We start from the raw sequence: 13,612 nt of genomic DNA on the forward strand, positions 1-13,612 counted from the left end.
CTCCCTCCCCCCCGCCCGCTGCGACGGCCCCGGCCCCGGAAATGTCCGTGGGCACCGTCACCGGTTTGCGCGTGGCCGCCGCCCTCACCGATGCCCGGGTCGAGGTCGATTCCAGCTTCCGCGGCGCGAGCATTGTTCTGTACGGAGCCGTGTTCAACCCGACGACCGATCCGACCGACGTCGTGGTGGTGGTTCGCGGTCCCGACGCCCCGGTGCGTCTGGTGAAGAAGACGCGGAACCTTGGTGTGTGGCTGAATAGCCGTCCCGTCCTGTTCGAGGGCGCGCCGGGCTTCTACATGACCGCCTCGACCCGGCCGCTTCCGGATATCGCCGGGTTCGGGCAATTGCGCCGTCTCGGAGTCGGCGTCGATCACCTGCGCATCGACGCCCCGGAAGAGAGCCGGACCGTGACCCGCTACGGCGTGCGCGACGTCGTCATCAGCCGTCTGGGCGAGGACTATCTGGACTGGCGCCGCGCCGTCATCCGGCTGCGGGAAGCGGCCCAGCTCTATGACACCGATCCGGACGGCGTCAGCTTCGTCGACCGGGGCCTGTTCCGGGCTCAGGTCGAGCTCCCGGCCACGGCCCCGACCGGTGAGTACCACGCCGAGGTCTGGCTGTTCCGCGACGGCGAACCCGCCGGGGTGTCCAACCTGACCCTCACGGTTGAGAAGGTCGGTTTCGAGCGCGAGGTCTACGAACTGGCCCATCGCCGCCCCTGGACCTATGGCCTGTTCTGCGTCCTGCTGGCGGCCGGGATGGGCTATCTCGCCAGCCGCATCTTCAGGAGGAGCTGATGGAGCGGGCGAAAGCGACGGCCTGGGCCCTGGCGCTGGCCGGCCTGATCCCCTTCGCCGGCTGCGCGCTTATGGCTGTTCTGGGCGCGATCCCCGGCTTCGACTGGACGGGGGCCCTGATGGCCTATGCGGCGGTGATCCTGTCGTTTCTGGGTGGGGCGCGATGGGGTGGCGAACTGGCAGGGCAGAACCCCTCTCCTGCCCGGCTGATCCTCAGCAACCTGCCGGCCATCGTGGCCTGGCTGGCGCTGGTGAGCGTCGCGGCTCCGGCCGCCCTGCGGCTCGGGGTGCTGGCGGCGGGACTGGCCCTCGTCTGGCTTTGGGACCGCGGCCCTTCCACGCCCTGGTACCGGGCACTGCGCACCACCGCCACGGTCGGAGCCGTCCTGTCTCTCGGCCTTGCGGCCCTGGCCGGGACCTAGACCAGATCCGCCCAGGCCAGGGCATGGACCCGGTCCTTGCCGAGGGCTGCGGCCATCGGCGGCTCGGTAAACAGCCCGGCGATGGCGGGGTCCCGCACATTCAGACCGCCCGTGAAGGCCCCGAAGGCGGGCAGGATCAGCCGCCGGCCATCGGTGACGAAACAGGGCCGTCGGACCCGCCGCGCATGGGCCACCACGCAGGCAGAGGGATGAAGGTGTCCGGCGACCTCACCTGCGGGCCCGTCCGGCATCGGCTCGTGGGTCAGGAACAGCGCGCCCAGGGCCATGTCGCCGACCACCCGGCCGGGCAGGCGGGCCACGGCCGTCGCGTCGGCCTGGACCAAAGCCTCGCGGTCGTGGTTGCCCTCCAGCCAGACCCAATCGCGGCTGTCGGCCAGCCGGTCCAGACGGTCCCGGTCGTCCTCTGCCATCCGCCCGATCGAGCGGCTGTCGTGGAAACTGTCGCCCAGCAACACGACCCGCGCCGGGGCCAGGTCAGCGATCTCGGCCTCCAGTTTCGCCAGCGTCGCCCGGCTGTCATACGGCGGCAGCATCTGTCCCCGCGCAGCAAAGGCCGAGCCCTTCTCCAGATGGAGATCGGCCGCCACCAGCGTGCCGTGGGCCGGCAGCCACAGTGCCCCGGAACAGCGCAGCACGGCGCGCTCGCCCATCACCCGCACCGACAGCGAACCGCACGGTCGCCGAGCCGGCGTCAGGGTCTCCCTCAGCGCCGCGTTCATGCCGCCCCCTGCAGTTCGGGCGGTGCGTCTTCCATCACCTCGTCGATCAGATCCTGCGCCGAGGCTTCCAGGATCATGTCGGCGGCATCGCCCCCGACCCTTTCGCGCCCGATCATGACCAGCACCGGCACGCAGAAGGGCGAGGCCCGCTCCAGCGGCGCATGGCGGATATGGCCGGCGATCCGGGTCAGCAACTGGCCCAGCCGCGCCACGTCCAGCAGGCCCGACGCCGCATCGGACCGCGCCGTGCGCAGCAGCAGATGGTCGGGCTGGTGGCGGCGGAGCACGTCGTAGATCAGGTCCGTGGAAAAGGTCACCTGACGCCCCGTCTTCTCGGCCCCCGGCTGTCGCCGCTCGATCAAGCCGGAAACGAGGGCGCAATTGCGGAAGGTGCGCTTCATCATGAAGCTCTCCTCCAGCCAGGCCTCCAGATCGTCACCCAGCATGTCCGGCTGGAACAGGGCGTCCCAGTCCAGCCCCTCCATCGGCTTGATCGACCAGATGGCGAACGAATAGTCGGTGACCACAAACCCCAGCGGCCCGACGCCCAGCCGGTCCAGCCGCCGCGTCAGCAGCATGCACAGGGTCGAATGGGCCAGCCGCCCCTCGAACGGATAGGCCACCATGAAATGGCGGCTGCCGCGCGGAAAGGTCTCGACCAGCAGGCTGTCGGCGTCGGGGATCATCGACCGTTCGGCCTGCAGCTCCAGCCATTCCTGCACGTCGACCGGCAGGACCCGCCAGTGGTCGCGGTCCTGGATCATGGCCCGGACCCGCGCCGCCAGCGAGGTCCCCAGCGGAAACTGCGCCCCGCCCCAGGACGGAATCTTCGGGTCCCTGTCCGTGGCGTGGGTCACCAGGGCGTCCATGCCGTTGATCCCCTGAAACGCCCAGACCTGACCGGCGAAGACGAAGGTGTCGCCGGGCGTCAGCTGTTCGAAATACCACTCCTCGGCCTCGCCGACCTTGCGCCCGCCGATCAGTTGTTTGGACGCGCCCCCGCGGCGCGAGGCCACCTTCACGTTCAGCGTCCCCGCCGCCACGATGGCCCCGACGTTCATCCGGTGCCGCTGGGCCACCAGTTGATTGCGCACCGTCCAGCGACCCTCCGGCGTCCGCACGATCCGCGCGAACCGGTCATAGGTGCGGAGCGCATATCCGCCGGTGGCGACGAAATCGACCACCTCCTCGAACGCCTCGTAGCTCAGGGCGCGATAGGGGGCGCAGCCGGTGACCTCGGCATGCAGGGCGTCGAGATCGAACGGCTCGGAACAGGCCACGCCCATGATGTGCTGGGCCAGGGTGTCCAGTGTGCCGATGTGGTGCGGTTCCCAGTCGAAGGCGTTGTCGGCCACCGCCTCCTTCGCGGCCTGGCATTCCAGCAGCTCGAACCGGCTGGCGGGGACCATCAGGGCGCGAGACGGCTCGTCGAGCCGGTGGTTGGCCCGCCCGATGCGCTGAACGAGCCGGCTCGAGCCCTTCGGTGCCGCCATCTGGATGACCAGATCGACGTCGCCCCAGTCGATGCCCAGATCCAGAGTCGAGGTGCAGACCACGGCCCTGAGCTCGCCCCGCGCCATCGCCGCCTCGACCTTGCGCCGCTGCTCGGCCGCCAGCGAGCCGTGGTGCAGGCCGATCGGCAGATTGTCCTCATTGATGGCCCACAGCTGCTGGAACACGAACTCGCACTGCCAGCGGGTGTTGACGAAGATCAGCGACAGGCCGGCCCGCTGGATCGCCGCATAGACCTCCGGGATCGCATGCTGCCCCGTGTGCCCGGCCCACGGCACCCGCCCCTCGGACACCAGCACGTCGATGACCGGCACCGCCCCGGGGTCGCCCTTCACAATCACAATCCGTTCTCGTGCAAGGGGAGAAGGATCGTGGGGCTGAAGCCACTCCGCGATCAGCTGCGGATCATCGATGGTCGCCGACAGCGCCACCCGTCTCAGCCCCGGCGAAAAGCTCTGCAGCCGGGCGAGGCCGAGGTTCAGCAGGTCGCCCCGCTTGCCGGACCAGATGGCGTGCACCTCGTCCAGCACGATGCATTTCAGGTCGGCGAACCAGGCCCGCGCCCCGCCCCAGGCGCAGAACAGGGCCAGCTGTTCCGGCGTGGTCAGCAGGATGTCCGGCGGATTGTCCCGCTGGCGCTGCTTCTTGGACTGCTTCGTATCCCCGGTGCGGCTCTCGACATGGATGTTCAGCCCGATCTCGCGGATCGGCGTCATCAGATTGCGCTCGACGTCTGTGGTCAGGGCCTTCAGCGGCGAGACATAGAGCGTATGGATGCCACTGCCCGGCCCGAACTCCGGCCGCGGTCCCCGTTCCGCCAGATCGATCAGACTGGGCAGGAACCCCGCCAGCGTCTTGCCGCCCCCCGTCGGCGCGACCAGCAGGGCGTGCGATCCGGCCTGCGCCGCCGCGATCATCTCCAGCTGATGCCGCCGGGGGCTCCAGCCGCGCGCGGCGAACCAGTCGGCGAACAGCGGGGGGAGGGCAGTCACTCCGCCGGTTGTTCGAACTGGCATGTTTCGCCCTCGCTCCAACGACCCCCGGAATCGAGGCAAGCGTCCTGCGCAACCAAGTCGCTGTTTCGCACCCACCAATCGAGAAGCAGCGCAGCCGCCGCGATCATGCCCGCCACAATCAGAAAGATTCTGAGTTTTTTTGACGAAGGCCGAGATGCCGGTGTCGGGTCCATGGATGACAAATAGATCGGGCCGCCCATGGCCGCCAGATGTTCTCGTTCCGTTTCGACGATTGAATGGCTATCTATCGACTGTGTCCGACGAATCCGTCCTCTCCAACCGCAGCCTCAGCGGCACCGAGCCGTGGCTCGCCCTGCCGCCTGCCCTGGCTGTCCCGCCCGGTGCGGGGGCGATCTGCGACGACGAGGGCGCGCGCAAGATCGGGCGCGGCGCGGCCGAAGGCGTGTTCCTCGGCGGACCGGTGCTGGTGGCCCACGCCAGCCTGACGGCCCGGCGGCTGGGCCTGTCGGCCCCGCCCCGCTCGCCCGACCTGCTGGACGTTCTGGAGCTGTGGGCCTTCGTCCGGCCCGCGACCTTCTGCGCTCCGTCGCCAAGCGGCCTGGCGCTGGCGCTGGGCATGGCCGAGCCGAAGGGAGCCGAGGCCCAGGCCGCCGCCCTGCGCGACGCCGCCGCCGCCCTGCTGAAGGAACTCGCCGACCCCGCCTATCCACATCGCGAGGACGCCTTCACCCTCGCCGAGACGCTCGGCCGGGCGGGCTGGTCCTGGGCCTGGCGGGTGTCCGGCGCGCTTCAGGCCGGCCCGCTCCGGGCCCGCCAGCACCGCGGCTCGGGCCTCGACGCCTGGTCGCGCCTGCCGGAATGGGAGGACGAGGCCCCGCGCGGCGAGGCCGGCTCGGCCCCGGTCGATTCCGAATCCGCCCGAATCCGGCTGGAGAAGCTGCTCCAGGCCTCGGGTCTGGACGAGACCCGTCCAACCCAGTCCGACTACGCCGCCGAGGCCGCCTATGCCTTCTCCCCCCGCAACGAGGAGGGCCGCCCCCGCATGCTGCTGGCCGAGGCGGGCACCGGCACCGGCAAGACGCTCGGCTATCTGGCCCCCGCCTCCCTGTGGGCCGAGCGCAACCAGGGGGCCGCCTGGGTCTCCACCTACACCCGCGCCCTCCAGCGCCAGATCGACCGCGAAAGCGCAGCCCTCTGGCCGGATCCGGTTGAGCGCAAGCGCAAGACCGTGGTCCGCAAGGGCCGCGAGAACTACCTCTGCCTGCTGAACCTTCAGGACATGGTCCAGGCGGCCCAGCTGGGCAATGGCGACCTCATCGGTCTCGCCCTGACCAGCCGTTGGGCGATGCACTCCAGAGACGGCGACATGACCGGCGGCGACTTCCCCGGCTGGCTGCCCGGTCTGTTCGCGACGCCGCCGAGCCAGCAGGCCAGCGCCGGCAATCTGGTCGACCGGCGCGGGGAATGCGTCCACGCCGCCTGCCCCCACTACCGCACCTGTTTCGTCGAGAAGACCATCCGCGCCAGCCGCCGGGCCGATCTGGTCGTCGCCAACCATGCGCTCGTCATGACCCAGGCCGCCTTCGACGGGGCCCGCTCGGCGCGCGGCCTGAAACAGGACGGCGAGACCGCGGCCCTGAAGCGCATCGTCTTCGACGAGGGCCACCATCTGTTCGACGCCGCCGACAGCGCCTTCTCCGCCTGTCTGTCGGGCCAGGAGGCGGCCGAGCTGCGCCGCTGGATCCGGGGGCCGGAGGGGCGCGGCCGGCGCGGGCGTGGTCTGGAACAGAGGCTGGGCGACCTGTGCGCCGACAACGAGGCGGCCGCGAAGGCGCTTCAGGACGCCATCCGCGCCGCCGCCGCCCTGCCCGGCGAGGGCATCTCCGGCCGCATTGCCCCGCCGTCGGGGGAGGTCAATCCGGTCGGCCCGATCGAACAGTTCCTGATGGCGGCCCTGGAACAGATCCGCGCCCGCACCTCCGAGGCCGCCTCGTCCGGGTCGTCGGAATTCGGCACCGAATGCGGCGTCCGCCCGGCGACCGAACCCCTGCTGGAGACGGCGCGCAATGCCGCCCAGGCCCTCGCCGCTGTCGAGGCCCCGCTTCTGGCCCTCGCCCGGCATCTGGAGGACATCCTCGACGACGAGGCGGCCGAGCTGGATGGGTCGGCCCGGGCCCGGATCGAGGGGGCGCTGCGAGGGCTGGACCGGCGCGCCCGCATGACGCTGCCGGGCTGGCGCTCCATGCTGGCCGCGCTGCAGGACGGCGGGGCCGAGCCCGACCCCGACTTCGTCGACTGGCTGTCGGTCGAGACCGCCTTCGGCCGCATCCACGACGTGGCCCTGCGCCGCCACTGGATCGACCCGACCGTGCCGCTGGAGGCCGCCGTGATCCTGCCCGCCCACGGCGTGCTGGTGACCTCGGCCACCCTGTCGGACCCGATCGCGGAGGCGAGCGGCGGCGACCTGTTCGGCATGGCCCGGATGCGCACCGGGGCCGCCCGCCTGATCGAGCCCGCCCGCACCCTGAAGGTCGAGAGCCCGTTCGACTATGCCTCGAACAGCCGGGTCATCGTCGTCAATGATGTGGGCAAGGACGATCCGCGCCAGACCGCGGCGGCGATGCGCGAACTGTTCCTCGCCGCCGGGGGCGGGGGGCTGGGCCTGTTCACCGCCATCCGCCGGCTGAAGGCGGTCTATGAGCGGCTGGGGCCGGCTCTCGCCAAGGCCCAGATCCCCCTCTACGCCCAGCATGTCGATCCGCTGGAGGTGGGGGCCCTCGTCGACATCTTCCGCGCCGAACAGGACAGCTGCCTCTTGGGCACCGATGCGGTCCGGGACGGCGTTGATGTGCCCGGGCGCTCGCTTCGCCTGCTCGCCTTCGATCGCGTGCCCTGGCCGCGCCCCGACCTGCTGCACAAGGCCCGGCGCGAGAAGTTTGGCGCGAAAGGCTACGACGATGCCCTGGCCCGCGCCCGCATCGCCCAGGCCTTCGGCCGCCTGATTCGCCGCGGGGATGACCGGGGTGTCTTCGTTATGCTGGACGCCGCCACGCCGACCCGCCTGTTCGCCGCCCTGCCGCCGGGGACCGAGGTCCAGCGCATGTCTCTGGTCGAGGCGATCGAGCTGACGCGCGGCTTTCTGGGGTGACAAGGTCCGGCTGGAAGCGTGGATTGGTCCCGGTTCGGGCGGGGGACGTCGGTGGACCCGCAGGGGCCCACCGACGCGTCGAAGGGGTCAGGGCGTCTCGGTGATGCCCAGAACAGCGCGGGCTGTGCTTCCCCGGCTGTAGGTCCCGATCCAGATGTCATAGACGCCGCTGGCCGGATTGCGGAAAACGACCTGCGCATCGCCGTCGCCGAAGCTGTCGTCATCGCAGGACCAGTTGCCGTTCGGGTCATTGACGATCAGGGTCGTATCGGCTTCCGAAACGGTCCGGAACGCCAGGGGCAAAGACCCGGCAGTGTAGGTCACGCGAAAGTCCGGGGCATCGGAGATCCAGCCGGTGCAGGTGCCGGGGAGACCATTACCATCCTCGCTTCCTCCCGCCACGACGGAGACCGTATACGGGTCCGGCGAAAAGCCGGCGCGCAGCTGGACCTGCCCCGAGTTCGGGTTGAGGCTGGCGTTCTGGGCATTCGCGGCCCCGGCAAGGACGGTCGCCGCCACAAGCGTGGCCGACAGAATCGATTGATTTTTCATGTGGACTCCCATTGCGCCTCGCCCTCCGCGAACCGCGTTGGGCGATATCGCCGAATTGGATCGGCGAGGCAACGGGCCGCCCCGGACCGGAGCGACGTGGATCAGCCTCGCGCGCGGCAAGCCGACAATGGGCTGTCCGCCGCCGTCACAGGGACCGCCGTGGATGGCTTGTCGTGGCGCTGGCCTGGCCCCATATCTCCGTACCACGCAAGGCCGGGCACCGTCGGTGTGATCCGGACGATCCGGACAGTGATTTCAGTCCGCCCGGCCGGACCATCCGGACGATCCGGACAGTGTTTTTTGCCATCTCTCTCACCCAAGGCCCCGATGACCGACGCCCCCGCCGCCCGTCACAAGCGCTCTGGCCTGTTCGCCCCCATCGGCCTGTTCCTGATCGCCCTGGTCCTGTGGTCGGTCTGGTGGTTCGTGCTGGCCGGCCAGGTCCGGGATCGGCTGGATCTCCAGGTCGAGGCCATGCGGGCGGGAGGCTGGGACGTCGCCTATACCGGCCTCAACACCACAGGTTGGCCCTTCCGGGTCCGGCTGGGGGCGGAGAATGTCTCGATCACCGCCCCCTCCGGCCATGCGCTGTCGGCCCCCGACCTGGCGGCCGAGGCCAATGCCTGGAACCCCGACAAATGGGTTCTGGTCGCGGGCGACGGTCTGGTCCTGACCCGCGCCGACAAGGGCAAGGTCGCCGTCCGGGGGCAGTTCATCCGGGCCAGCGTCCACGGCCTGACCCAGCGCTGGCCCAATGTCGCGGTCGAGCTGGCGAGGCCGGAGTTCACCAGCCATGAGGGTGCCGAGGTGTTCCCGATCGCCCGCGCGGACCGGATCGAATTCTATCTGCGGCCGCATCTTGCCCCGGCCGGAACCCCGGGCGTCGACGACAGTGTGGATGTATTGTTCCGGATGATTGAGGCGGAGGGTCGTCCCGATGGACCGGTGGAGGGTCTGGCCCGCGAGGGCCGGCTCACGGCCCAGATCGAGACCGTGGTCGAGGATGCGAGCCAGTTGCAGGGGCCTGATGCGGCGGGCGTTTTCGCCGCCTGGACCCGGGCCGGCGGCCGGTTCACGGCCGTGAAGGGTGAGGTCTCCGCGGGCGAAAGCCGGGCGACCCTGTCCAGCGCGGTCCTGTCGGCCGGTGCGGATGGCCGCCTCGAGGGAGAGGTCGCGCTGCAGGCCGTCAGGCCCCTGGCGGCGCTGGCGGGCCTGGCCGGGTCCCGGACGGGTGTCGTCAATCGGGCGGGTGCGGCCGGTGCCGTCGCCGCGGGAGCCCTCGAGGGGTCGGACCGGAACGCTGTTCCCGTTTCCATTCAATTTCGGGACGGTCGAACCTGGTTCGGGCCCTTCCCGGTGGCCCCGGCCCCCCGGCTGTTCTGAGCGGGAGACGTTCGCATGGCCCGCAAGCATGGCGCGCTGCTGGAAGAACCCCGGATCGACACCGACCGGCTCAAGCTGGACCAGGCCTTGATCGAGGCGCTGACGGCGCGGCTGGCGGCGGGGTCTGAGGCCACGCCCGACGCCTCGACCCTGGCCCTGCGTGCCCTGCTGGCCGAGGCCGACGACGTCCATCAGGCCACCATGCTGCGCGCCCTGTGGGGTCGGATCGAGGCCCATGCGGGCACCGTCCTGGTGGTCGCCGGGCCGACGGCCGGGCTGCTGGCTGCCGACCGGTTCGGGCTGTCGGGACGTGCGGTCGCTGACGCCGACGCGGCCCTTGCCCGGGTCGACGCCGCAACCCACGCCCTGATCGATGTCGCCGCCCCGCGCCCGTGGTGGGGCCGGCTTCTGGCCCGGCCCGATCTCCACGTCATCGCCGCCCTGCCGGATGACCGTCGCGGCGTTCCCGCCGCCCTCCGGGTCGCCGCCGTCCCGCCCGGGCCGACCGGCGAGGACCGGACCTTCTGGGTCACCGATGCTCGCCTGGGCGACGCGCGAATCGTCGAGGCCCTCGCGGCCTGCGGCTTTGCCGCGCGTCCGCTCGCGGCGGCGGGCGGGTTGAAGCTGTTCATGGTCGCGGGCTATGTGCAGGCCGAAGACGGGCGGCTTTCGGCAGCCCCCGGCGCCCTGAAGGGCGTGATCGGTGCCGCCCCCCTGTTCTGAGATGTCCGTATGACCGACGCCATGACTGCTCCTGCGCCCAAGCCCGGCATCCTCGACATCGCCCCCTATGTCGGCGGCAAGTCCGTGCTGGCCGGGATCGCCGAGCCGATGAAACTGTCGTCGAACGAGAACGCCCTTGGGGCCGGCCCGATGGCCCGGGCCGCCTATGAGGCCGCGCTGAAGTCGATCCATCTGTATCCGGACGGCCGGGCCGGCAAGCTGCGCGCCGCGGTCGCCGATCACCACGGTCTGGAGCCCGACCGGCTGATCTTCGGCAACGGCTCGGACGAGGTCTTCGCCCTGCTCAACCAGACCTATCTGTCGCCCGGCGACAATATCGTCACCGGGGAGTACGGCTTCCTCGCCTACCGCATCAGCGCCCTCGGCTGCGAGGCCCGGGTCAAGCTGGCCCCGGAACCCGGCTACAAGGCCGAGGTCGACGCCCTCCTGGCCCAGGTCGATGACCGCACGAAGATCGTCTACGTCTCCAACCCGTCCAACCCGACCGGCAGCTACAATACGGGCGAGGAGATCCGCCGCCTGCACGAGGCCCTGCCGCCCCACATCCTGCTGGTCGTGGACGAGGCCTATGCCGAGTTCGTGGTCGAGGCCGACTGGGAGACCGCCCTGCCGCTGGCTCGGGAGGCGGCCAACATCATCGTCACCCGGACCTTCTCCAAGATCCACGGCCTCGGCGGCCTGCGGGTCGGCTTCGGCTATGCCCCGCTGGCGGTGGCCGAGGCCGTTGACCGGATCCGCCTGCCGTTCAACGTCTCCGTCCCCGGTCTTGACGCCGCCACCGCCGCGATCGCGGATGTCGCGCACCAGACGGCCTCGCGCGAGCTGGTCCAGACCTGGCGGCCCCGCCTGACCCAGGCCATCCGCGGCTTCGGCTTCGAGGTCCTGCCCTCGGCCGGCAACTTCATCCTCGTGCTGTTCAAGGACGGCAAGCGCACGGCCGCCGCGGCCAATGACTACCTGAACTCGAAAGGCATCATCGTCCGCGCGGTCGGGGGCTACGGCATCCACGACGGCCTGCGGATCACGATCGGCACCGAGGACCAGAACCGCGCTGTGCTCGACGCGCTCAGCGAGTTCGCCGCGACCTAGAGCAGGGCGTTGGACGCCGTCTCGATTTGCTGCTCCAGCTCGGCCATGAAGGCCGGACGTTTCAGTCCGGCCTCGATCGGCGGCAGGAACTCGTAGACCACGGTGCCCGGATAGCGGCGGAAGCCATGCGCCGGCCAGTGGACCCCGGCGTTGGTGGCTACGGGCCAGCACGGTCCGGCGATCTCGCGGTACAGGGCGGCGACCCCCGGCTTGTAGTCCGGGACCGAACCCACCGGGGCCCGGGTGCCCTCCGGGAAGATCCAGATCTGGCGGCCCTCGGCGGATCGCTCGCGCGCCTGTTTGACCATGTCCCGCAGGGCCTTCGACGCCGCCGAGCGGTCGACCGAGATCATCTTCGTCTTCCAGGCGAACCAGCCGAAGAAGGGCAGGATCATCAGCTCCTTCTTGGTGATGATGCAGGGGTCCTCGAGCACCACGAAGGGGATGATGATGTCCAGCATGCCCTGATGTTTGCAGGCCAGCAGGGCCCGGCCGGTGGGGCGATGTTCGAGGCCGCGGAACTCGACCCGCACGCCCGCGACCCAGCGCAGGCCGAACAGCACGAACCGCGCCCACGACTTGACCACGGCCAGGGCGAATCGGTGCGGCAGCAGCAGTGCCGGCGACAGCAGCACCGCGAACAGGGCGAGCGACAGATACAGCCAGGCGACGAAGACCAGGGAACGCAGGGTGGTCATGAGGCGGCGGGGTCCGGTGTCCGGGCCGTGCGCGTGTCCGGGTGTGAGTCGTCGCCGGTGACCCTGCGCAGGGTCGCGCGGCCCAGAACGGCCAGATACTTCATATACTCCAGCGTCATCCGGCGCGCCGTGACGGCGGCCCGCCACCAGCGCGAGTTGTCGAGCGAGGGCGTGGAGACGGCATGAGGGGTCAGTTCCAGATCCGGCGCGGCGCTGCGGATCTCCAGCAGGGAGCGGGGCATGTGATAGTCGGAGGTGACGACGATCAGGCTGTCATAGCCCTTGTCCTCGGCCCAGGCCGCGATTTCCCGGGCGTTGCCGCCGGTGTCCTCGGCCTCGAAACCCAGGTCGACGCAGCAGTTGAACAGACGGCTTGAGCCCGGGGTCAGTTCGCGCAGTTCCTGACGGCGGACCTCTCGATTAACGCCGGAGATCAGGACCCGCTCGCCCTTGTCCTGTTCCAGCAGGCGGATCGCCGCATTGACGCGTTCGGCCGAGGGCCCTGTCAGGGCGACGATGCCGTCGGCGCGCCCCGGCTCCGGCGCGGGGGTGAATCCCCGCACCCGGTCGGCGAAGGCGAACAGCCCCACCAGCCAGATCAGGCCCACGATCCCGATGAGGGTCAGAAACTTCATGCTCGATCCCCGATGCCCGACCGCAAGGGGCCAGACCTGGCCATCACCCGTCCGGCCCCCACCCGGGCTGCGACGAGCGCCACCGTAGCCGCGACGAGCGGGCATGGCGAGAGCATCAGGGCGTCGCTCCAGCTCAGGGGCAGGGCGGGTGACAGTCCGTTGAGGCCCCCCAGTCCGCGCAGCCCGGCGACCAGGACGATGGCGACGGCCGCGCCTGCGGTCCCGGCCGAGAAGGCCAGCAGGGCGAAGCGCCGCTGGAACAGCCAGATGATCGAGGCGTCGGTCGCGCCCGACAGGCTGAGGGTCTCGATCACCGCACGGCGGGCCTCGATCCCGGCGCGGGTGGCATAGACGATGGCCGCCGCTGCCGCAAAGACGGTAGCGAGAAAAGCCGCCAGTCCCAGCAGGGTGATGGTGGCCGCCGACTGTTCAACCTCGCCCCGCCAGAGGGCGTGATCGTCGACGGTGGCGTCCATCCCCGCCTCGGCCAGGGCCCGGCTGAGGGTCAGTCCGCTGGCAGGGGCGACCGGATCGAGGTGAACGGTCACCAGAAAGGGGACCGGCAGGTCGTCGAGGGCGACCGCCCCCAGCCAGGGGCGCAGAAGATCCTCGGCGGTCTTGCGGTCCATGGCGACTGCCTCGGTGACCCCATCCACCCCGGCCAGGGTCTCGGCGGCCCGGCCGGCGGCGGTGGCTCCGGTCTCGCCCACGCGCGGACGAACCTGGACGGTCGCCTCACTGCGCAGCTCCCGGGCCCAGCCCCGGGCCGCGCGGTCGGCCGCGACCGTTCCGGCGGCCGCCAGGCAGGCAAGGAAGCACAGGACCGCGATCACGGTCCCCAGCCAGCGCTCGCCTGCCGGATCGCGGGGCAAGAGACCGCCCTCAGGCCGCGGGGGACGAAGCGGCCGCCGCTGT

General features: G+C 70.7%; 12 protein-coding genes. 6 read left to right on the forward strand and 6 right to left on the reverse strand.

The window, feature by feature from the left end; translation table 11 throughout:
- Window positions 1–41 precede the first annotated feature (41 nt).
- A complete protein-coding gene (locus tag SJY26_RS05680; protein ID WP_396595171.1) occupies window positions 42–797 on the forward strand; it encodes a TIGR02186 family protein in 756 nt (251 codons plus the stop codon).
- Window positions 797–1,219: a DUF3429 domain-containing protein gene (locus tag SJY26_RS05685; protein ID WP_396595172.1), complete on the forward strand. Its 423-nt coding sequence runs from the start codon at window positions 797–799 to the stop codon at window positions 1,217–1,219. The genes SJY26_RS05680 and SJY26_RS05685 overlap by 1 nt, the downstream gene beginning before the upstream one ends.
- On the opposite strand, the gene pdeM is transcribed toward SJY26_RS05685, so the two are convergent.
- Together pdeM and SJY26_RS05695 are read right to left on the reverse strand one after the other, a co-directional pair.
- Entirely contained in the window at window positions 1,216–1,959 is a 744-nt protein-coding gene (gene pdeM, locus SJY26_RS05690) for a ligase-associated DNA damage response endonuclease PdeM (RefSeq protein ID WP_396595173.1), read from the reverse strand. The two genes, SJY26_RS05685 and pdeM, sit on opposite strands and share 4 nt — an antisense overlap.
- Window positions 1,956–4,487: a ligase-associated DNA damage response DEXH box helicase gene (locus tag SJY26_RS05695; RefSeq protein WP_396595174.1), complete on the reverse strand. Its 2,532-nt coding sequence runs from the start codon at window positions 4,485–4,487 to the stop codon at window positions 1,956–1,958. Before SJY26_RS05695 ends, pdeM begins: the two co-directional genes overlap by 4 nt.
- Before the next feature lie 253 nt (window positions 4,488–4,740).
- Between SJY26_RS05695 and SJY26_RS05700 the strand changes: the two genes are divergently transcribed.
- The gene (locus SJY26_RS05700) at window positions 4,741–7,596 is read left to right on the forward strand and encodes an ATP-dependent DNA helicase (RefSeq protein WP_396595175.1); all 2,856 of its coding nucleotides are present in this window, start codon (window positions 4,741–4,743) and stop codon (window positions 7,594–7,596) included.
- Window positions 7,597–7,683: 87 nt separating this feature from the next.
- Here the strand turns inward: SJY26_RS05700 and SJY26_RS05705 are convergent, their stop codons facing one another.
- Window positions 7,684–8,148: a peptidase S1 gene (locus SJY26_RS05705; RefSeq protein WP_396595176.1), complete on the reverse strand. Its 465-nt coding sequence runs from the start codon at window positions 8,146–8,148 to the stop codon at window positions 7,684–7,686.
- 327 nt (window positions 8,149–8,475) lie between these two features.
- Here SJY26_RS05705 and SJY26_RS05710 point away from each other — a divergent pair, with 327 nt between their 5' ends.
- The 3 genes from SJY26_RS05710 to hisC are packed head-to-tail and all read left to right on the forward strand — an operon-like array spanning window position 8,476 to window position 11,364.
- Complete coding sequence (locus tag SJY26_RS05710) at window positions 8,476–9,531, forward strand: DUF2125 domain-containing protein (RefSeq protein WP_396595177.1); 1,056 nt, start codon at window positions 8,476–8,478, stop codon at window positions 9,529–9,531.
- Between the two features lie 15 nt (window positions 9,532–9,546).
- Complete coding sequence (locus tag SJY26_RS05715) at window positions 9,547–10,254, forward strand: hypothetical protein (RefSeq protein ID WP_396595178.1); 708 nt, start codon at window positions 9,547–9,549, stop codon at window positions 10,252–10,254.
- Window positions 10,255–10,263: 9 nt separating this feature from the next.
- Window positions 10,264–11,364 carry a histidinol-phosphate transaminase gene (gene hisC, locus SJY26_RS05720; RefSeq protein WP_396595179.1) on the forward strand — a complete coding sequence of 367 codons (1,101 nt, stop codon included), beginning with the start codon at window positions 10,264–10,266 and terminating at the stop codon, window positions 11,362–11,364.
- Here hisC and SJY26_RS05725 read toward each other — a convergent pair.
- Genes SJY26_RS05725 through SJY26_RS05735 form a run of 3 tightly spaced genes read right to left on the reverse strand, consistent with a single transcriptional unit; the run spans window position 11,361 to window position 13,569 of the window.
- Window positions 11,361–12,062: a lysophospholipid acyltransferase family protein gene (locus tag SJY26_RS05725; protein ID WP_396595180.1), complete on the reverse strand. Its 702-nt coding sequence runs from the start codon at window positions 12,060–12,062 to the stop codon at window positions 11,361–11,363. The two genes, hisC and SJY26_RS05725, sit on opposite strands and share 4 nt — an antisense overlap.
- The gene (locus SJY26_RS05730; protein WP_396595181.1) at window positions 12,059–12,697 is read right to left on the reverse strand and encodes a YdcF family protein; all 639 of its coding nucleotides are present in this window, start codon (window positions 12,695–12,697) and stop codon (window positions 12,059–12,061) included. The genes SJY26_RS05725 and SJY26_RS05730 overlap by 4 nt, the downstream gene beginning before the upstream one ends.
- On the reverse strand, window positions 12,694–13,569 hold the full coding sequence (locus SJY26_RS05735; protein WP_396595182.1) for a cell division protein FtsX: 876 nt from the start codon (window positions 13,567–13,569) through the stop codon (window positions 12,694–12,696). Before SJY26_RS05735 ends, SJY26_RS05730 begins: the two co-directional genes overlap by 4 nt.
- Between the last annotated feature and the right edge of the window lie 43 nt (window positions 13,570–13,612).

Origin of the sequence: Brevundimonas sp. R86498 (assembly GCF_044598075.1) — a bacterium.
Classification (GTDB): domain Bacteria; phylum Pseudomonadota; class Alphaproteobacteria; order Caulobacterales; family Caulobacteraceae; genus Brevundimonas.

Excerpts from the sequence above, each read along its gene's own strand:
- hisC (WP_396595179.1), top strand. The coding sequence starts at position 10,264 with ATGACCGACGCCATGACTGCTCCTGCGCCCAAGCCCGGCATCCTCGAC.
- SJY26_RS05680 (WP_396595171.1), top strand. The coding sequence starts at position 42 with ATGTCCGTGGGCACCGTCACCGGTTTGCGCGTGGCCGCCGCCCTCACC.
- SJY26_RS05705 (WP_396595176.1), bottom strand. The coding sequence starts at position 8,148 with ATGAAAAATCAATCGATTCTGTCGGCCACGCTTGTGGCGGCGACCGTC.
- pdeM (WP_396595173.1), bottom strand. The coding sequence starts at position 1,959 with ATGAACGCGGCGCTGAGGGAGACCCTGACGCCGGCTCGGCGACCGTGC.
- SJY26_RS05725 (WP_396595180.1), bottom strand. The coding sequence starts at position 12,062 with ATGACCACCCTGCGTTCCCTGGTCTTCGTCGCCTGGCTGTATCTGTCG.
- SJY26_RS05715 (WP_396595178.1), top strand. The coding sequence starts at position 9,547 with ATGGCCCGCAAGCATGGCGCGCTGCTGGAAGAACCCCGGATCGACACC.
- SJY26_RS05685 (WP_396595172.1), top strand. The coding sequence starts at position 797 with ATGGAGCGGGCGAAAGCGACGGCCTGGGCCCTGGCGCTGGCCGGCCTG.
- SJY26_RS05695 (WP_396595174.1), bottom strand. The coding sequence starts at position 4,487 with ATGCCAGTTCGAACAACCGGCGGAGTGACTGCCCTCCCCCCGCTGTTC.
- SJY26_RS05710 (WP_396595177.1), top strand. The coding sequence starts at position 8,476 with ATGACCGACGCCCCCGCCGCCCGTCACAAGCGCTCTGGCCTGTTCGCC.
- SJY26_RS05730 (WP_396595181.1), bottom strand. The coding sequence starts at position 12,697 with ATGAAGTTTCTGACCCTCATCGGGATCGTGGGCCTGATCTGGCTGGTG.